Source organism: Loigolactobacillus backii (assembly GCF_003946275.1).
Lineage (GTDB): Bacteria > Bacillota > Bacilli > Lactobacillales > Lactobacillaceae > Loigolactobacillus > Loigolactobacillus backii.
Genome location: NZ_RHNQ01000019.1, coordinates 1 through 15,515, shown reverse-complemented (window position 1 = coordinate 15,515; position 15,515 = coordinate 1). Strand labels below are relative to the sequence as shown.

12 protein-coding genes are annotated in these 15,515 nt (G+C 39.3%); 9 read left to right on the top strand and 3 right to left on the bottom strand.

Translation table 11 applies throughout. The annotated features are described in order from the left end of the window. Positions 1-11 precede the first annotated feature (11 nt). Positions 12-1,625: a peptide chain release factor 3 gene (locus tag EKM61_RS04950; protein ID WP_068225417.1), complete on the top strand. Its 1,614-nt coding sequence runs from the start codon at positions 12-14 to the stop codon at positions 1,623-1,625. A 140-nt stretch (positions 1,626-1,765) separates the two neighbouring features. Here EKM61_RS04950 and EKM61_RS04945 read toward each other — a convergent pair whose 3' ends face one another. From EKM61_RS04945 to EKM61_RS04935, 3 genes are all read right to left on the bottom strand, one after another. Further along, positions 1,766-2,875 (bottom strand): MucBP domain-containing protein, encoded by a 1,110-nt coding sequence (locus EKM61_RS04945; protein ID WP_068225416.1) that lies wholly within the window; start codon positions 2,873-2,875, stop codon positions 1,766-1,768. A gap of 258 nt (positions 2,876-3,133) precedes the next feature. Continuing rightward, a complete protein-coding gene (locus EKM61_RS04940; RefSeq protein ID WP_068225415.1) occupies positions 3,134-3,427 on the bottom strand; it encodes a DUF1827 family protein in 294 nt (97 codons plus the stop codon). A gap of 326 nt (positions 3,428-3,753) precedes the next feature. Further along, entirely contained in the window at positions 3,754-5,991 is a 2,238-nt protein-coding gene (locus EKM61_RS04935) for an ATP-dependent Clp protease ATP-binding subunit (protein ID WP_068225414.1), read from the bottom strand. 230 nt (positions 5,992-6,221) lie between these two features. Between EKM61_RS04935 and EKM61_RS04930 the strand changes: the two genes are divergently transcribed. From EKM61_RS04930 to EKM61_RS04895, 8 genes are all read left to right on the top strand, one after another. After that, a complete protein-coding gene (locus EKM61_RS04930) occupies positions 6,222-6,413 on the top strand; it encodes a hypothetical protein (RefSeq protein WP_068225413.1) in 192 nt (63 codons plus the stop codon). A 249-nt stretch (positions 6,414-6,662) separates the two neighbouring features. Next, positions 6,663-6,929: a phosphocarrier protein HPr gene (locus tag EKM61_RS04925; protein ID WP_068225412.1), complete on the top strand. Its 267-nt coding sequence runs from the start codon at positions 6,663-6,665 to the stop codon at positions 6,927-6,929. Next, complete coding sequence (ptsP, locus tag EKM61_RS04920) at positions 6,929-8,653, top strand: phosphoenolpyruvate--protein phosphotransferase (RefSeq protein WP_068225411.1); 1,725 nt, start codon at positions 6,929-6,931, stop codon at positions 8,651-8,653. Before EKM61_RS04925 ends, ptsP begins: the two co-directional genes overlap by 1 nt. A 221-nt stretch (positions 8,654-8,874) precedes the next feature. Further along, a complete protein-coding gene (locus EKM61_RS04915) occupies positions 8,875-10,053 on the top strand; it encodes a glycosyltransferase family 4 protein (RefSeq protein WP_068225410.1) in 1,179 nt (392 codons plus the stop codon). A gap of 18 nt (positions 10,054-10,071) precedes the next feature. Further along, positions 10,072-11,100 (top strand): glycosyltransferase family 4 protein, encoded by a 1,029-nt coding sequence (locus tag EKM61_RS04910; RefSeq protein ID WP_068376610.1) that lies wholly within the window; start codon positions 10,072-10,074, stop codon positions 11,098-11,100. After that, positions 11,097-12,125: a lysylphosphatidylglycerol synthase transmembrane domain-containing protein gene (locus EKM61_RS04905; protein ID WP_068225408.1), complete on the top strand. Its 1,029-nt coding sequence runs from the start codon at positions 11,097-11,099 to the stop codon at positions 12,123-12,125. The genes EKM61_RS04910 and EKM61_RS04905 overlap by 4 nt, the downstream gene beginning before the upstream one ends. A 132-nt stretch (positions 12,126-12,257) precedes the next feature. Then, positions 12,258-12,494 carry a YkuJ family protein gene (locus EKM61_RS04900; protein WP_068225407.1) on the top strand — a complete coding sequence of 79 codons (237 nt, stop codon included), beginning with the start codon at positions 12,258-12,260 and terminating at the stop codon, positions 12,492-12,494. 275 nt (positions 12,495-12,769) lie between these two features. Continuing rightward, positions 12,770-14,848: an LTA synthase family protein gene (locus tag EKM61_RS04895; RefSeq protein ID WP_068376613.1), complete on the top strand. Its 2,079-nt coding sequence runs from the start codon at positions 12,770-12,772 to the stop codon at positions 14,846-14,848. The last annotated feature ends 667 nt before the right edge of the window (positions 14,849-15,515 follow it).

The window sequence follows — 15,515 nt, the reverse complement described above, 5'->3', positions numbered from 1 at the left end:
GGAACTAAGTTATGCAAAATAAAGAATTAGAGCAAGCAGTGAGTAAACGCCGAACATTTGCTATCATTTCACATCCTGATGCCGGTAAAACGACAATTACCGAGCAATTGCTGTTATTTGGTGGCGTTATTCGCTCTGCCGGTACCGTCAAAGGTAAAAAATCCGGCCAATTTGCTAAATCAGATTGGATGGCAATTGAGCAGCAACGGGGAATCTCTGTAACTAGCTCCGTAATGCAGTTTGATTACCAAGGTAAGCGAATTAACATTTTGGATACACCAGGCCATGAGGACTTCTCAGAGGATACTTACCGCACTTTGATGGCCGTTGATTCGGCAGTCATGGTTATTGATGCCGCTAAAGGGATCGAACCGCAAACTAAAAAGCTTTTTCAGGTTTGTCGGATGCGGGGAATTCCGATCTTTACGTTTATGAATAAAATGGATCGTGATGCCCGGGAACCGCTGGATTTAATTGCCGAATTAGAGGAATTATTAAACATTGAGGCGTACCCAATGAATTGGCCAATTGGCATGGGCAGGGATCTACGCGGTCTTTATGATATTTATAATCAGCGAGTGGCCCTGTATCATCCTGATGCAGATGGTCGGCAATATTTACCCTTGGATAAGGAAACTGGTGAAATCATTGGCGATCACCCGTTGAAAAAGGAATCGATTTACCAACAGGCATTAGAAAACACGCAGTTACTACTAGAGGCCGGTAATCAATTTGATACAGCCAAAATTGCTAAGGGAGAACAGACGCCAGTTTTCTTCGGTTCTGCCTTAACTAATTTTGGGGTTAAAACTTTCTTGGAAAATTATTTAGAGTACGCACCTGCACCGGCCGCGCATAAAACGCAGGATGACGACCTCATTGAACCAGTGGCAAGTGAGTTTTCTGGATTTGTTTTTAAGATTCAGGCTAATATGAACCCTAATCACCGTGATCGGATTGCTTTTATTCGAGTTTGTTCAGGTGAATTTGAGCGGGGGATGGATGTTACTTTAGAACGAACCCAGCGCAAATTGCGTTTGTCTAATTCAACGGAGTTTATGGCCAATACTAGGGAATCCGTGGAGTCGGCCGTGGCTGGTGATATTGTTGGCCTTTATGATACGGGTAATTTTCAAATTGGGGATACAATTTATACCGGTAAAAGGCACATTAAATTTGAAAAATTACCACAATTCACGCCCGAATTATTTGTTAAAGTAGATGCAAAAAATGTGATGAAGCAAAAATCATTTCACAAGGGCATGAATCAGTTAGTGCAAGAGGGCGCCATTCAATTGTACCGAACCTATTTAACTAATGATTATGTTTTAGGGGCAGTTGGTCAATTACAGTTTGAAGTTTTCCAATTTCGGATGAAGAACGAATATAATTCGGATGTGATCATGGAACCAATGGGCGAAAAGATTGCCCGCTGGATTGATCCCGCGCAATTAGATGAAAAAATGTCTTCTTCACGTAATTTATTGGTTCGTGATCAAAATGATGCGCCACTATTCTTATTTGAAAATGAATTTGCAGAGCGCTGGTTTAAGCAGAAATATCCGGATATTAAGTTAACTGAGAAATTATCAACGAATATGGTTTCTGCTAGTAAAAAGCATTAGCAACTTATTAGAATAGTGCAGTTTTAGGGCATAAAAATATGAGTCACAAAGTAAAAGATAAAGACTTTCCGCTTAACAAATTAATTGTTAAAGCGAAATAACCTTTTAACCTACTTTTTGACTCATTTTTTTGTGTCTTGTTAGGACCGCTCAGAAAGTTGCAGGCGCTGAATCGGTCGATTAAATAAATTAATTGGGGGTAATAAGTGTAAATAGTGCTCCTCGAGCCATGAAGCGTCCTCTAGCTCGTACCAAACACTGTTATTATTTAAAATCGTTCCCTTAATGATATTAACGATTTGGCCGTGACGAAGTCGGTGTAGGGGGTCGCCGTAGGGCTTTGACCAAGTTGTAACGGCCTGATCGCTGGCAAACGAGATGGCAGCTCGGCGCGATCCTGGAATAATTGCGGTTTGTCTAAATAGTGGTGGCGTTAACGGTTTTGGTTGCTGGCGAATAAATGGTGATTGTTTAAGCCGACTAGCGTGGACAACGGAAATCCACTGGCCACCAAGGTCATACCAAAGACTGCCATCAAAGATTTTGACCTTACGGAATATGCGCCAGATTGATTGCTTTGGTAGGCTAGACCGTAAAGGTGATTGACCAGGAAAGCGAAACGCTTGGACTTGAGTGCGAAGGCTAATGTAGCTGTCCAAGTAGCGCGTTGACCAAATGATAGCAGAGGTTTGATAAAAATAATTTACAATCTGGGTTTTGCCACTAAACTGGCCTTGGCGATTACTTGTCGCCCGAACAGCACGGTACTGCTTTAAGTGGAGGTGGTGGGTTTGGTAGGGAGCGCCTAATGTGCCTACTAAGTATTCAGGTTGGCGCAAAAGTTGGTGCTCTTGGTTAAAGTGAAAGACAATAACTGGGGCCGCAACTTGTTGGGCGTAGATTAATTGAATACTCGTTCGGGGATAGACAAAATAGCTGTGATAGTTTGTAATTGTGGCCAAATAATAATTATTAAATTCTGGGAAATTAACTTTAAACGCTTGGTTTAACTGGCCACTAAAAATTAATGGTTTAGCGAGTTGTTTACCGGTTTCAGTTAGGTAAAAGACAACGACGAGGGCAGATTGAACCGCCGGAATAAGTGACCGCGTTTGTGGCAAATAAGCCAATGATGCTTTGTTGCGTGGCTCAACTGCGGGAAGTTCAGGTGTGGAAACTTCAATTGAGGCGGGGACAGCCACTTTTTTAGGATTGAGTAAGCGTCGAATTAGGCGTAAAAATTTTCTCATCTTAAAATCCCCCTTTGCCGGTGACTGTTTATTAAATCGCTTTATTTTTAGTTTAGCAGTCTTTTCTAGTGGTGTAAAAAATTGTGTGTTAAATCATATTTTTAGATAGTCTCTTACAAATGGTTGCGGCCACGAAAAAAGTTAGGCCACCTTAGCCATAGTTATCAACGCAAAGGCGACTTAACTTTCAAACACGTTTACACTAAATTAGTCAGGGAAATACTAATAAAGCCATTGTCCAAACACGACCTAGCCAATTCAGCTACTAACTTTATTGTTGCGAGTAATTGAAATTTCGGCCAATTTATCTGAAATAATGGGTTTAACCTCGGCCTGGGTGAGGTGAACCAATTGATCTAACACGTAATCGATTTCATTTGTTTGGATATTGCGCGATCGATTAGTTAATAGAATTTCATCATGGTTTGTTGCCCTAGTGAAAATAACCGTTGTATTACCTAGTGAATAGACACGAACGTGATGAGCATCGGTACTATTTAGCTGATTGGTCACGACATCAACGTAACTATTTGTAACATCAATTAATTTCATAATCAGTGTGCCTCCTTAGACTAGTTCTTTCCTAATATTATAAAGAATCAGTTGCTAAAAGAGAATTATTATGCTTTTAAGTAATCCCGATAAGAATAGTGGAGCACGTTTTCGAAATAGATAAAGCAACAAAATAAGGCCAGGACTTTTGTCCTGGCCTCTTATTGTTTACGATCATTATTCTAGAACGTGCACCAAAAGTCTGGGTTCACGTGCCTAACTACAGCCAAATCCAATAACCATAGTCCGGTTATTGGATTAGCTTATGTTACGTAGTAAACCCAAAACCAACTTTTGTCCCACTTCCGTTAATCTTGGATCATTATTTAAGCTTTATCGGTTGCTGGTTGAATCGCTGGTTTCTGGGAGTCAATCACAATCTTATCCTTTAAGAGATGAGCCTCTAGTTCCTTTTCATCAGCGTGATCCAAATAATAATCAGCAACTTGGTCTTCAATTTGCTCTTGAATAACACGGCGTAATGGTCGTGCACCCATAGCAGGATTGTAACCTAGATCAACTAATTTTTCTTTGGCGGCTTCGGTGACGTGAATAGTTAAACCTTGGTCAGCAGTCATTTGGTTAACGTCGGCCAACATCAAATCGACGATCTTCAACAAATCTTTCTTCGTCAAAGAGTTAAATTCAACAATATCGTCAAAACGGTTTAAAAATTCAGGTTTAAAGTAATTAGAAAGCTGATCAATAATTGAATGTGTTTGGCCAGCAGCGGCAGCACCAAAACCAACATTAGCTTCGGCGTCACCTTGACCAGCATTAGAGGTCATGATGATAATCGTATCCTTGAAACTGACAGTTCGACCCTGTGCATCAGTCAAACGACCGTCGTCAAGAATTTGTAAGAACATGTGCATCACATCAGGATGTGCCTTTTCAATTTCATCCAGTAAAATTAAACTATAAGGATTACGGCGAACTTTTTCAGTTAATTGCCCAGCTTCTTCATAACCAACGTAGCCAGGCGGTGAACCGATTAACTTGGAAACCGAATGTTTCTCCATATATTCACTCATATCAAAACGAATCATGGAGTCTTCTGAGCCAAATAGTTCTTGAGCCAATTGCTTAGCCAGCTCGGTTTTACCAATACCAGTAGGGCCAACAAACAAGAAAGAACCAATTGGACGGCCAGATTTATTAAAGCCAATCCGATTCCGGCGAATCGCCCGTGCAACCTTGTTAACTGCTTCAGTTTGACCAATAACATGTTTGTCAAGGTCACTAGCTAATGTTCTTAATTGTTTCTGTTCTTTTGAATGTAATTCACCGACAGGAATATTTGTCTTTTCTTCGACAATTTGTTCCATGTCACTTTCACCAATGGATGGTGTATCCTCGCTAGCAGTATCGCTGGCTTGCATTTTAGTCAATTTTTTGACTTGATCACGATAGTAAGCGGCCTTTTCGTAATCTTCTTGCTTTAAAGCCTGTTGTTTTTGACTTTCAGCCTGTTGCATTTTTTCCTTAATGACTTTTGGATCAACTGTATTAATCGTTAAGTTCTTTTTAGAACCAGCCTCATCAAGTAGGTCAATGGCCTTATCTGGTAAGAAACGATCCTGAATATAACGGTTAGACAAGGTTGCGGCAGCATTGATTGCTTCATCAGTATACTTAACGTGATGGTAATCTTCGTACTTCTTTTGCAATCCCTTTAAAATCTGCACTGTTTCGTCTACAGTTGGTTCTTCAACGTGAACTGGCTGAAAACGGCGTTCAAGTGCCGCGTCTTTTTCAATTTTACGGTATTCATTTGATGTCGTTGCACCAACTAATTGGAAATCACCACGAGCAAGGGCCGGCTTCAAAACGTTACCAGCGTCCATTCCACCTTCGGCATTACCAGCACCCATAATTTCGTGAATTTCATCAATAAAGAGAATGACATTTTCATTTTTACGAACTTCATCCATTAACTGTTGCATCCGTTGCTCAAATTGACCACGAATACCGGTCCCTTGAACAAGTGAAACAACATCCAAGCGAATGATTTCTTTATTTTGTAGCTTTTGTGGTACTTGTCCGGCCACAATCTTTTGGGCCAAGCCCTCGACGACTGCGGTTTTACCGACACCAGCCTCACCAATGAGGACTGGGTTATTTTTTGTTCGACGATTTAGAATTTCAATGACACGTTCAATTTCTTTATCGCGACCAATGACTGGGTCAACTTTACCTTGCTTGGCTAAGTTGGTGAGGTTAACACCAAATTGTTCAAGTAGGCCACCATTACCATTTTTACCACCACGACCGTTACCGCCGTTACCACCGGCTTGCGTCTGGGGACCTTGTTGGAATGATTGGCCATTATTCTCAGGCATACTACCTTGGCCCATAGCCCGGAAAATGTCGTCTAAGTTACTAAAGCCAAATGGATCGCCAGTGCCAGCCGCATTAATTGGTTGACCACCAGTTGGGTTACCTTGTTGTTTCTTTAATAATTGGTAACAATTTTGACAAAGATCGATCTGTTGGCGAGTGCCATTGACATTTGTATATAAATGGATGGTTGCCTCGTTCTTATGACAGTTTTGACATAGCATCGACTATTTCACAACCTTTCATACATAATTATTGTCGTTATAGATAGGGTAAAAGGCAAAGGTTTATTTGACCATCTTTGACCTTCAAATGTATTATACAAATTAATGTTTTGAGATGCAAGGAATTAACACGAAAATTTGGCAGAAATATTTTCGAGTGCTAATTTCATTTCAAACATATGTCGTGTACACTATTATTATAGGATAGGAAAAGAAATGAGGCAAAGAAAATGACCGATTATAAAACACAATTAGCGGAACTAGAGGCCGGAAAAAGACAAATAATTGAGGTTTCTAAAGATGACTTTTACGCTTTTCGGACGGCTTGGTTGGATTATCCAAGACGTAAAAGTATTGTGGGGGAAGCCCATCGAGGCGGAAATGTGACCTATCATTATGATCGAACGGCGGGACAAAAATAATAATTTAGTAAGAAAACGCTAACAAACGGTATATACCATTGAAACGGCGAAAACGATTGCTAAATTTTTATTAAACATTGAAAATACTAAAGAAAACGGTCGCAAAGTGGTTGTCGAACTGTAAAAAAAATGGTAATGTTTAACAGTGAAAGGACAATCGAGTGATTGAAATGTCGTTTCGCCTTAGGGTACCAAAAAGGGAAAGCCCTAACATATCTTAATATATAAGTTGAAGGAGTATGATTAGTTATGGAAAAACGCGATTTTCATATTATTGCAGAAACAGGTATTCACGCACGTCCTGCTACATTATTAGTACAGGCTGCTAGTAAGTTTAATTCAGATGTTAACCTTGAATATAAGGGCAAGTCTGTTAACTTAAAGTCAATTATGGGTGTCATGTCGCTTGGTGTTGGCCAAGGTGCTGATGTATCAATTTCTGCTGAAGGTGCTGATGAAGCAGACGCAATTAACGCAGTTGCTGATACAATGAAGAAAGAAGGACTCGCAGACTAATGACGGAAATGTTAAAAGGGATTGCTGCATCTGACGGCATTGCACGAGCAAAGGCATATTTACTCGTTCAACCTGATTTATCATTTTCTAAAAAGTCGATTGATGACGTTCAAGCAGAAGTTGATCGCTTGCATAAAGCGGTCGCTGCTTCTAGTGCGGAATTAAAGTTAGTTCGCGAAACAGCTGCTAAAAGCTTGGGTGAAGAAGAGGCCCAAGTTTTTGATGCACACATGATGATTTTGGATGATCCAGAATTTGTTGGTGCAATTGAAAGTGGTATTAAGGATAAAAAAGTTAATGCTGAACAGGTCCTTAGTGACGTATCAGCTAACTTTATTCAAATGTTTGAAGCGATGACGGATAATCCGTACATGCAAGAACGTGCAGCAGATGTTCGTGATGTTACAAAGCGATTAATGAGCCATTTACTAGGTGTCACTTTACCCAATCCTTCGCTAATTGATGAAGAAGTCATCATTATTGCGCATGATCTTACACCAAGTGATACTGCTCAGTTAAACCGTAAATACGTTAAAGGATTCATCACTGATCTTGGTGGTCGGACCAGCCATTCAGCAATTATGGCACGTTCCCTTGAAATTCCAGCGATTGTTGGGACGGAAAAGGCAACTAGTGAGATCAAAGAAGACCAAATGGTTATCGTTGATGGTAACGGTGGTGTTGGGGTTATTGATCCTAGCGTTGACGATGTCAAAAAATATGATCAGGCGGCGAAAGATTTTGCTGCTCAAAAGGCTGAATGGGAAAAACTTAAAAACGAAAAAACCATCACAAAAGATGGTAAGAGTTTCATAACTGCAGCAAACATCGGTACGCCAAATGATGTACCTGCAGCAGTGGATAATGGTGCAGAAGCAGTTGGTTTGTTCCGCTCAGAATTCTTATATATGGATTCTGCTGAATTACCAACTGAGGATGAACAGTTTAAGGCCTATAAGGCTGCTCTTGAAGGAATGAACGGTAAGCAAGTCGTTGTTCGGACGATGGATATTGGCGGAGATAAGCATTTATCTTATTTGCCACTTCCTGAAGAAATGAACCCATTCTTGGGCTATCGTGCTATCCGGATTAGTCTTGATCGCCAAGACATTTTCCGGACGCAGTTGCGTGCTTTGTTGCGTGCTTCACACTACGGTAACTTAGCCATCATGTTCCCAATGATTGCAACCGTTAATGAATTCAAACAAGCAAAGGCAATTTACGAGGAAGAACGGCAGAAGTTAATTGATGCTGGTACACCTGTTGCTGATAAGATTGAAGTCGGTATGATGATGGAGATCCCTGCAGCAGCGGTAATTGCCGATAAATTAGCTAAATACGCTGATTTCTTCAGTATTGGAACTAACGATTTAATCCAGTATTCCATGGCCGCTGATCGTGGCAATGAGCATGTTTCTTACCTATACCAACCTTATAATCCATCAATTTTACGCTTAGTTAAGCGGACGATTGATGCTGCACATAAGGAAGGTAAGTGGGCTGGTATGTGTGGTGAAGCTGCTGGTGATCCAATTATGGTTCCAGTTTTACTTGGCCTTGGCCTAGATGAATATTCAATGAGTGCTACTTCGATCCTGAAGATTCGCAGTTTGATGCGGCGGTTAGACACTGCTGATATGAAGAAAATTGCCGATCAAGCAGTGACTGAAGCAGAAACCAATGAAGATGTCATTAATCTAGTAAAAAAAGCAACAAATCAATAGATGAAATTCAAAATGGTAAGAAATCGAATTGATTTCTTACCATTTTTTATGCAGTGAGTTAAAGAAAAGTGTAGGCTAGTGACTATAGTTGGTCGTGAAAATCAGACTTTGGAGTGATTTATTTTACCGGTGTTTTCGTTATGCTAAATGATGGCATTTGCGCTTAAGTATGCTTCCCACTATAATTAGATTAATTAAAAGACAAAGGAGGACAACCACACGTGAATATTGGATTATTTACTGATACCTACTTTCCTCAGGTGAGTGGGGTTGCAACCTCTATTAGGACGTTAAAAGAGGAATTAGAACGTGAAGGACATTCGGTTTATATTTTTACAACAACGGACCCGCACGTGGATAAAGATGAATTTGAACCCAATATTTTTCGTTTTCCTAGTGTTCCCTTTGTTTCGTTCACTGACCGACGGATTGCGGTTCGGGGACTATTTCACGCCTATCAGGTTGCTCGTGACTTAGACCTAGATATTGTTCATACGCAAACTGAATTTTCAATGGGTTACATTGGCAAATTTGTTGCCAAAAATTTAAAAATTCCTTGCGTTCATACTTATCACACCATGTATCAGGACTACCTACACTATATTTTGAATGGTAAGCTATTGCGACCGTATCACGTTAAGCAAGCAATGCACGCCTATTTACACAATATGCACGGGGTAATTGCGCCTAGCTCGCGAGTCGTGGCAACGTTACGTGATTACGGGGTTAAAATTCCAATGAAAATTATTCCAACTGGAATTGATATTTCGAAATACGAAAAACCAATTCTAACCAACCCGCGACAGTCATTAGGGATTGAACCAGAAGTCCCCATCTTATTGTCCTTAAGTCGAGTTGCTTACGAAAAGAACATTCATGAAGTAATCGATGCCTTACCTAAAATACTTCGGCAACAACCTAAGGCCGTACTGGTCATTGTTGGCGATGGTCCGGCACGAGAAGATCTAACTAAGCAGGCGCAGCAACTGGGTTTACAGCAGCACGTTTATTTCACTGGTGAGGTTCCTAATGATCATGTTTCGGCTTATTACCACATGGCTGATTTATTTGTTTCGGCTTCTGAATCCGAATCTCAGGGATTAACTTACGTTGAGGCAATGGCAAGCGGTCTAAAAAGTGTTGCGGCAGTTAGCCCGTATACAACTGATTTATTAGATGATCCAGCAATTGGAACTACTTTTTCAACTGAGGCAGAAATGATACATCAAATAACTAACTATTTGGCTCATCCTAATGTGTTTAATGACCCCAAACCACGTTTAAGTAAATTACATGATATTTCGGCCGAACATTTTGCACACGAAGTTGTTGCTTTTTATCAAAATTCGCAGGCCTATTATAGCGCTTTAGAGCAAGATTCAGCCGATATAAGCGAGTAAAAATTAGGAGAGTCAACTATGCTAAATATACACATGTTTTCTAGTGCAACTAAAGTGAAGGGGCAAGGTGTTGGCAGTGCCTATACAGAATTAATTCGCCTGCTGGAAACTCGCTTTAAAGGTGAGTTTAAAATTACGATTAATCAGTATGGTAAGTCTGACATTAGCCATTACCATACGATTGATCCGCAATTTTTTTTGTCGACTTTTTTTAAACGACGGGGACAAAAAATTGGTTACGTCCACTTTTTGCCAGAAACCTTAGAAGGAAGCCTAACAATTCCGCGGCCATTTAAGGGCTTATTCTATCGTTACGTGATTGCCTTTTATAAACGAATGGATCACATAGTTGTTGTTAACCCAAGCTTTATTCCGAAGCTATTGAAGTATAATATTCCGGCTAACAAAATCACTTATATTCCTAATTTTGTTTCAAAAAAGGAATTTTATGAAAAAACTGCAACTGAAAAAAGTGATCTACGTAACCAATATCACTTAGAACAAAATAAGTTCATAATTTTTGGTGCCGGACAAATTCAAGAGCGTAAGGGTGTTGGCGATTTTGTTTCCCTGGCAAAACGTAATCCTGATGTTCAATTTATCTGGGCAGGCGGCTTTTCGTTTGGAAAAATGACGGATGGTTATGCTAGGTATAAAAAAATCTTAGATAACCCGCCAGCCAATTTACGTTTTCCAGGAATCGTTCCCCGCGAAGAGTTAGTTGATTACTATAATTTGAGTAATTTATTTTTATTACCTTCATATAATGAATTATTTCCCATGTCCGTTTTAGAAAGCTTTGCCTGTGGTACGCCGGTCTTGTTACGTGATCTTTCCCTATATCGTTCAATTATTGCCGGGTACTACGTTGCCGCGGCCAACGTTGACGTTATGAACGAAAAAATTTCTACTTTGAAAAAAAATCAGGCGGCCCAAGAATACATGACTGAACGCGCGCGTGAAGGGGCCGCCTATTATTCTGAAGAGCGCCTGGCCGGGATTTGGCATGATTTTTACTTAAAGCAAGCCGAAGAAGGTAAGCGATGAGTCGGCGAAACATTGCGGCTTTAGTTGCAATGCTTGCTTTAGGTATCGGAATTTTTTGGTACGAATTACGGGCGACTAATTTGCAACAACTAACCCACGATTTAACCCACCTCAATTTTTGGTGGCTAGGTGTCGCGGCTTTGTGCATGGGATTGTATTGGCTATTTGAGGCCTTTGTTGTTAAGGTTTTACTAAAAAAAAGAGTAGAAAAATTTTCGCTCAAAAATGCTTTACGGATACCATTGGTTGAACAATTATTTAACTCAATTACACCTTTTTCTTCAGGCGGTCAGCCCGCCCAACTGGTTGCTTTAATGCAATCGGGGATTGACGGTGGTCGGGCCAGTTCGCTTTTATTGATGAAGTTTGTCGTCTTTCAGGCGATGGTTTTAATTAATTTCATTTTGACGTTAGTATTTGGTTTTCACTTGGTGGCCGCCAAATTCACTTATTTGGCGTGGCTAGTTGTTTTTGGATTTATTATGCATTTAACGGTTATTGCTGGTTTATTAATGGTGATGTATTGGTATAATTTTACAAAAAAATTAGTTCATTTGTGTTTACGGCCGCTTAAATTATTTATGAAGGCCGAGCGTGTGGCCAAAATTAAGGAACAATTGGATCATAAAATTGATAATTTTTATGCTGAAAGTCTGCGAATTAAGCGCGATACTAAGACAATCGTTGTTGCAAGTTTGTTGACTTTTATTCAGCTAATCTTTTATTACAGTGTGCCGTACTTTGTTTTGCTATCGTTAGGGCTAAATAAGACAAACTTTTTTGAAGTTTTAGTGATGCACATTATGATTGTCATGATTATTTCATTGTTTCCAATTCCAGGTGGCTCAGGCGGTGCTGAATTGAGTTTTAAGGCACTCTTTGCGACGTTTATAACTTCCAATAGCAAACTGGTGTTAGCAATGATATTATGGCGTGTAATGACGTATTATTTAGGAATGTTTATTGGCATGTTTGCCATGGTCGTTAAACCTGACAAGGTGGTAGAACTTAAAGATCAAACTTAAATTTTAACGGATTTAATTGGCCAATTGACCAAGTTTTAGATTAAAATTAAAATAAGTCAGTGGGAAAAAGTCCCTTTTTTACTTTTTTCTGGTATGATTATATGTTGAAGACTGGATGAAGGGAGTCTCGCTATGAAAAGCTCACAATTAGTTGCCATTATTCATCGCTTGGCAGCAATGCAAGAAGATGCTAGTGACAATGAAGAACAGACACGCCGTTTTGAAAAGGACGGTGCGGAACGAGGATTAGTTACCTATGATCCGAAAACCGAAACTTATGAGCTGGAAGAACTGGCGCAACACCAGAAATTCCAGTTTGATGACATTGATTTAATTGCAATAGAGATTTTTGATCTCTTAGACGACTAGTTCTTTTGATCATAATAGGCCATCACCTTATCGCTGAAGAGTATTCTCTTTGGCGATACTTTTATATTCGGAACGTATTAATAAATATTTTGTACTAGAGTGGTTCGGAACTGGTTATTATTAATGAAATTGGGTCCTACTTTGATTATATTAGTTGCGACTAAAAGTAAATATTTTGTGAAGCTTAGCAGGGACAATTGTTTTTCAGAAAGAAATCCAGTATGATTTAGGAGACTTGAGTTCAGATAAATCTATTTTGACGGGGGCAAATTCTTATGAGGCAAGTAGTAAAGAAAGTACGCCTTGGATTAAATTCGAGGTTAGGCTTCTTTATCCTCGCAGTATTACTATTTAGTGTGAAATCATATATTGCATATAGAACTAAATTTAATTTGGGTGTAAAAGGGAGTATGCAGGAACTACTGCTTGCGCTTAATCCATTACCCTTTGCAATTCTACTTTTCGGCCTAGCGCTATACATGCGCGGTCGTAAGTCTTACTGGTTTATGATTGGGATTGATGCAATCCTTTCAACTTGGTTGTTTTCCAATATTTTATATTACCGGGAATTTTCTGATTTCCTGGCGTTTAATTTGATGAAAGGATCAAGTTCAGTTTCTACCAATCTAAGTAAGAGTATTGCCGGTATTTTAAAGCCCACCGATTTTCTCGTCTTTTTAGACGTCGCATTACTGATTATCTTTGTTGCGTTCAAATGGATTAAGATGGACACTAATCCATTTAAACTTCGTTATGCCGCCACAATTAGTGCTTTAGCCGTTGTTTTATTTGGTGCTAACTTAAGTTTGGCGGAAAGTGATCGGTCTGGTTTGTTAACACGAACATTCGATAATAATTACATCGTCAAGTATTTAGGCTTGGAAGCTTATACGGTTTACGATGGTGTTAAAACAACTAAGAATAATACGACTAAGGCCAATGCCAATAGTTCTGATTTGGCTAGCGTTCAAAATTATTTAAAAAAGAATCGTATTTCTCCTAATATTCAGTACAGTGGTGTGGCCAAGGGAAAGAATGTTTTTGTGATTCACTTGGAGAGCCTGCAACAATTTATGATCGATTATAAAGTTAACGGGCAAGAGATTATGCCAAATATTGATAAGCTGTACCACGAAAACGATACGTTGAGTTTTGATAATTTTTATAATCAGGTTGGTCAGGGTAAAACGGCCGACGCTGAATTAATGCTAGAAAATAGTTTGTTTGGTTTACCTGAAGGAGCGGCCATGGTTACGGATGGAACAACTAATACTTTCCAGGCCGCACCAGCAATTTTAGATCAAAAGGGTTACACGACTGCCTCTTTTCACGGGGATGTGCCTAGTTTCTGGAATCGTGACAATGCTTATAAATCTTGGGGCTATGACTATTTCTTTAGTAAGGACTATTATAAAAACGCCGATAAGGCAAAGTATAATGTCGGTTATGGGATGAAGGATAAGATTTTCTTGCGGGATTCTGCTCAGTATATTCAGCAGTTACCACAACCGTTTTACGCTAAGCTGATAACCGTAACTAACCATTACCCTTATATTCTTGACAGTAAGAATAAGAGTATTGATGCTTTTGATACGGGTGATTCAACAGTTGATCCTTACGCGCAGACGGCACACTATCTAGATCAGTCGGTTGGTGAATTTATGAGTTATCTAAAGAAAACCGGTTTAGACAAAAATAGTATGATTGTTATGTATGGTGATCATTACGGAATATCAAATAACCATAAACCGGCAATTGCCAAGTTGTTAGGCAAGAAGAAGGTTACTAATTATGATTTAGCCAACTTCCAAAAGGTTCCGTTCATGATCCATATGCCAGGACTTAAAGGTGGAATTAACCATACTTATGGTGGTGAAATTGACGTATTACCAACAATTTTGAATTTATTGGGTGTGAAGAATCAGGATACTATTCAATTTGGGCAGGATTTGTTGGCACCAAACCGTAATCAGACAGTGGCTTTCCGAAATGGTGACTTTGTTTCGCCGACTTATACTAAGTATGGTGGGGATGTTTATGATTCGCAAACCGGTAAAGAGCTTAAGCATTTGTCGGCAAAGCAGAAAGTTGCTGTTGATAATTTACAGAATCATGTGACAACAGAATTATCAGCATCCGATAAAGTGGTGAATGGTGATTTACTACGTTTCTATCAGCCAAAAGGTTTCAAAAAAGTTATTAAGAGTGACTTTAATTATAAGGAATCAGTTGGAGTGAAGAAGCTTAAGAAAGCTGAAAAAGATGATCCAACTAGTGTTAAGGCAAAGAATAATGGTAAATCGACCATGAGTGATTACCAAACGGATGCACCAGAATTGAAGTCTAGTAAGTAAAAAAAGGTGGGGCAAAAGTCAGTTTTGGGTTCACTGCGTAACGTAAGCTAATCCAATAACCGTCCCTATAGCTGTTGGATTAGTTGTAGTTAGGCATACGAACTCAGACTTTTGGCGCACGTTCTAGAATAATGATCGGAAACAAGAAGAGGCCAGGGACTTTTGTCCCAGCCTTTTTTGTTTACGATCAAGTTCAAGAAAATTAAGGTAGATATGGGATTGTATAATTAAACGATTTTTGGCTGAATATTCGGCTGATTGGCCCTGATATTGTGAGTATTAATCCATCATTATTAAGCTTAATGCTTTGGGAATGTTCGGGTATAGAAAATATCTCATTAAATTTCGAGATTTCTGTTGACGATGTAGTGCAATGTTGGTATAGTATTATTTGTTGTCAGCGATTAACCGGATTGACCAATTAATCAGGTTAAAGAAGTTCTTGACAACAAATTAGATTCTTGCTAAACTGTAAAAGTTGTCGCGTTAAGCAAGCTTGAATATTGATTGAATAAAAATTCAAATTACTGCTTGACAAGCATCCGCTTAATCTGCTATACTGATTGAGTTGTCGCTGACAATGATCCAACGAAGTAGACCTTTGAAAACTGAACAAAGTTTCGACAAATCAAATGTGTAGGGTCTTTTTTTAACCGTTCTTCGGACC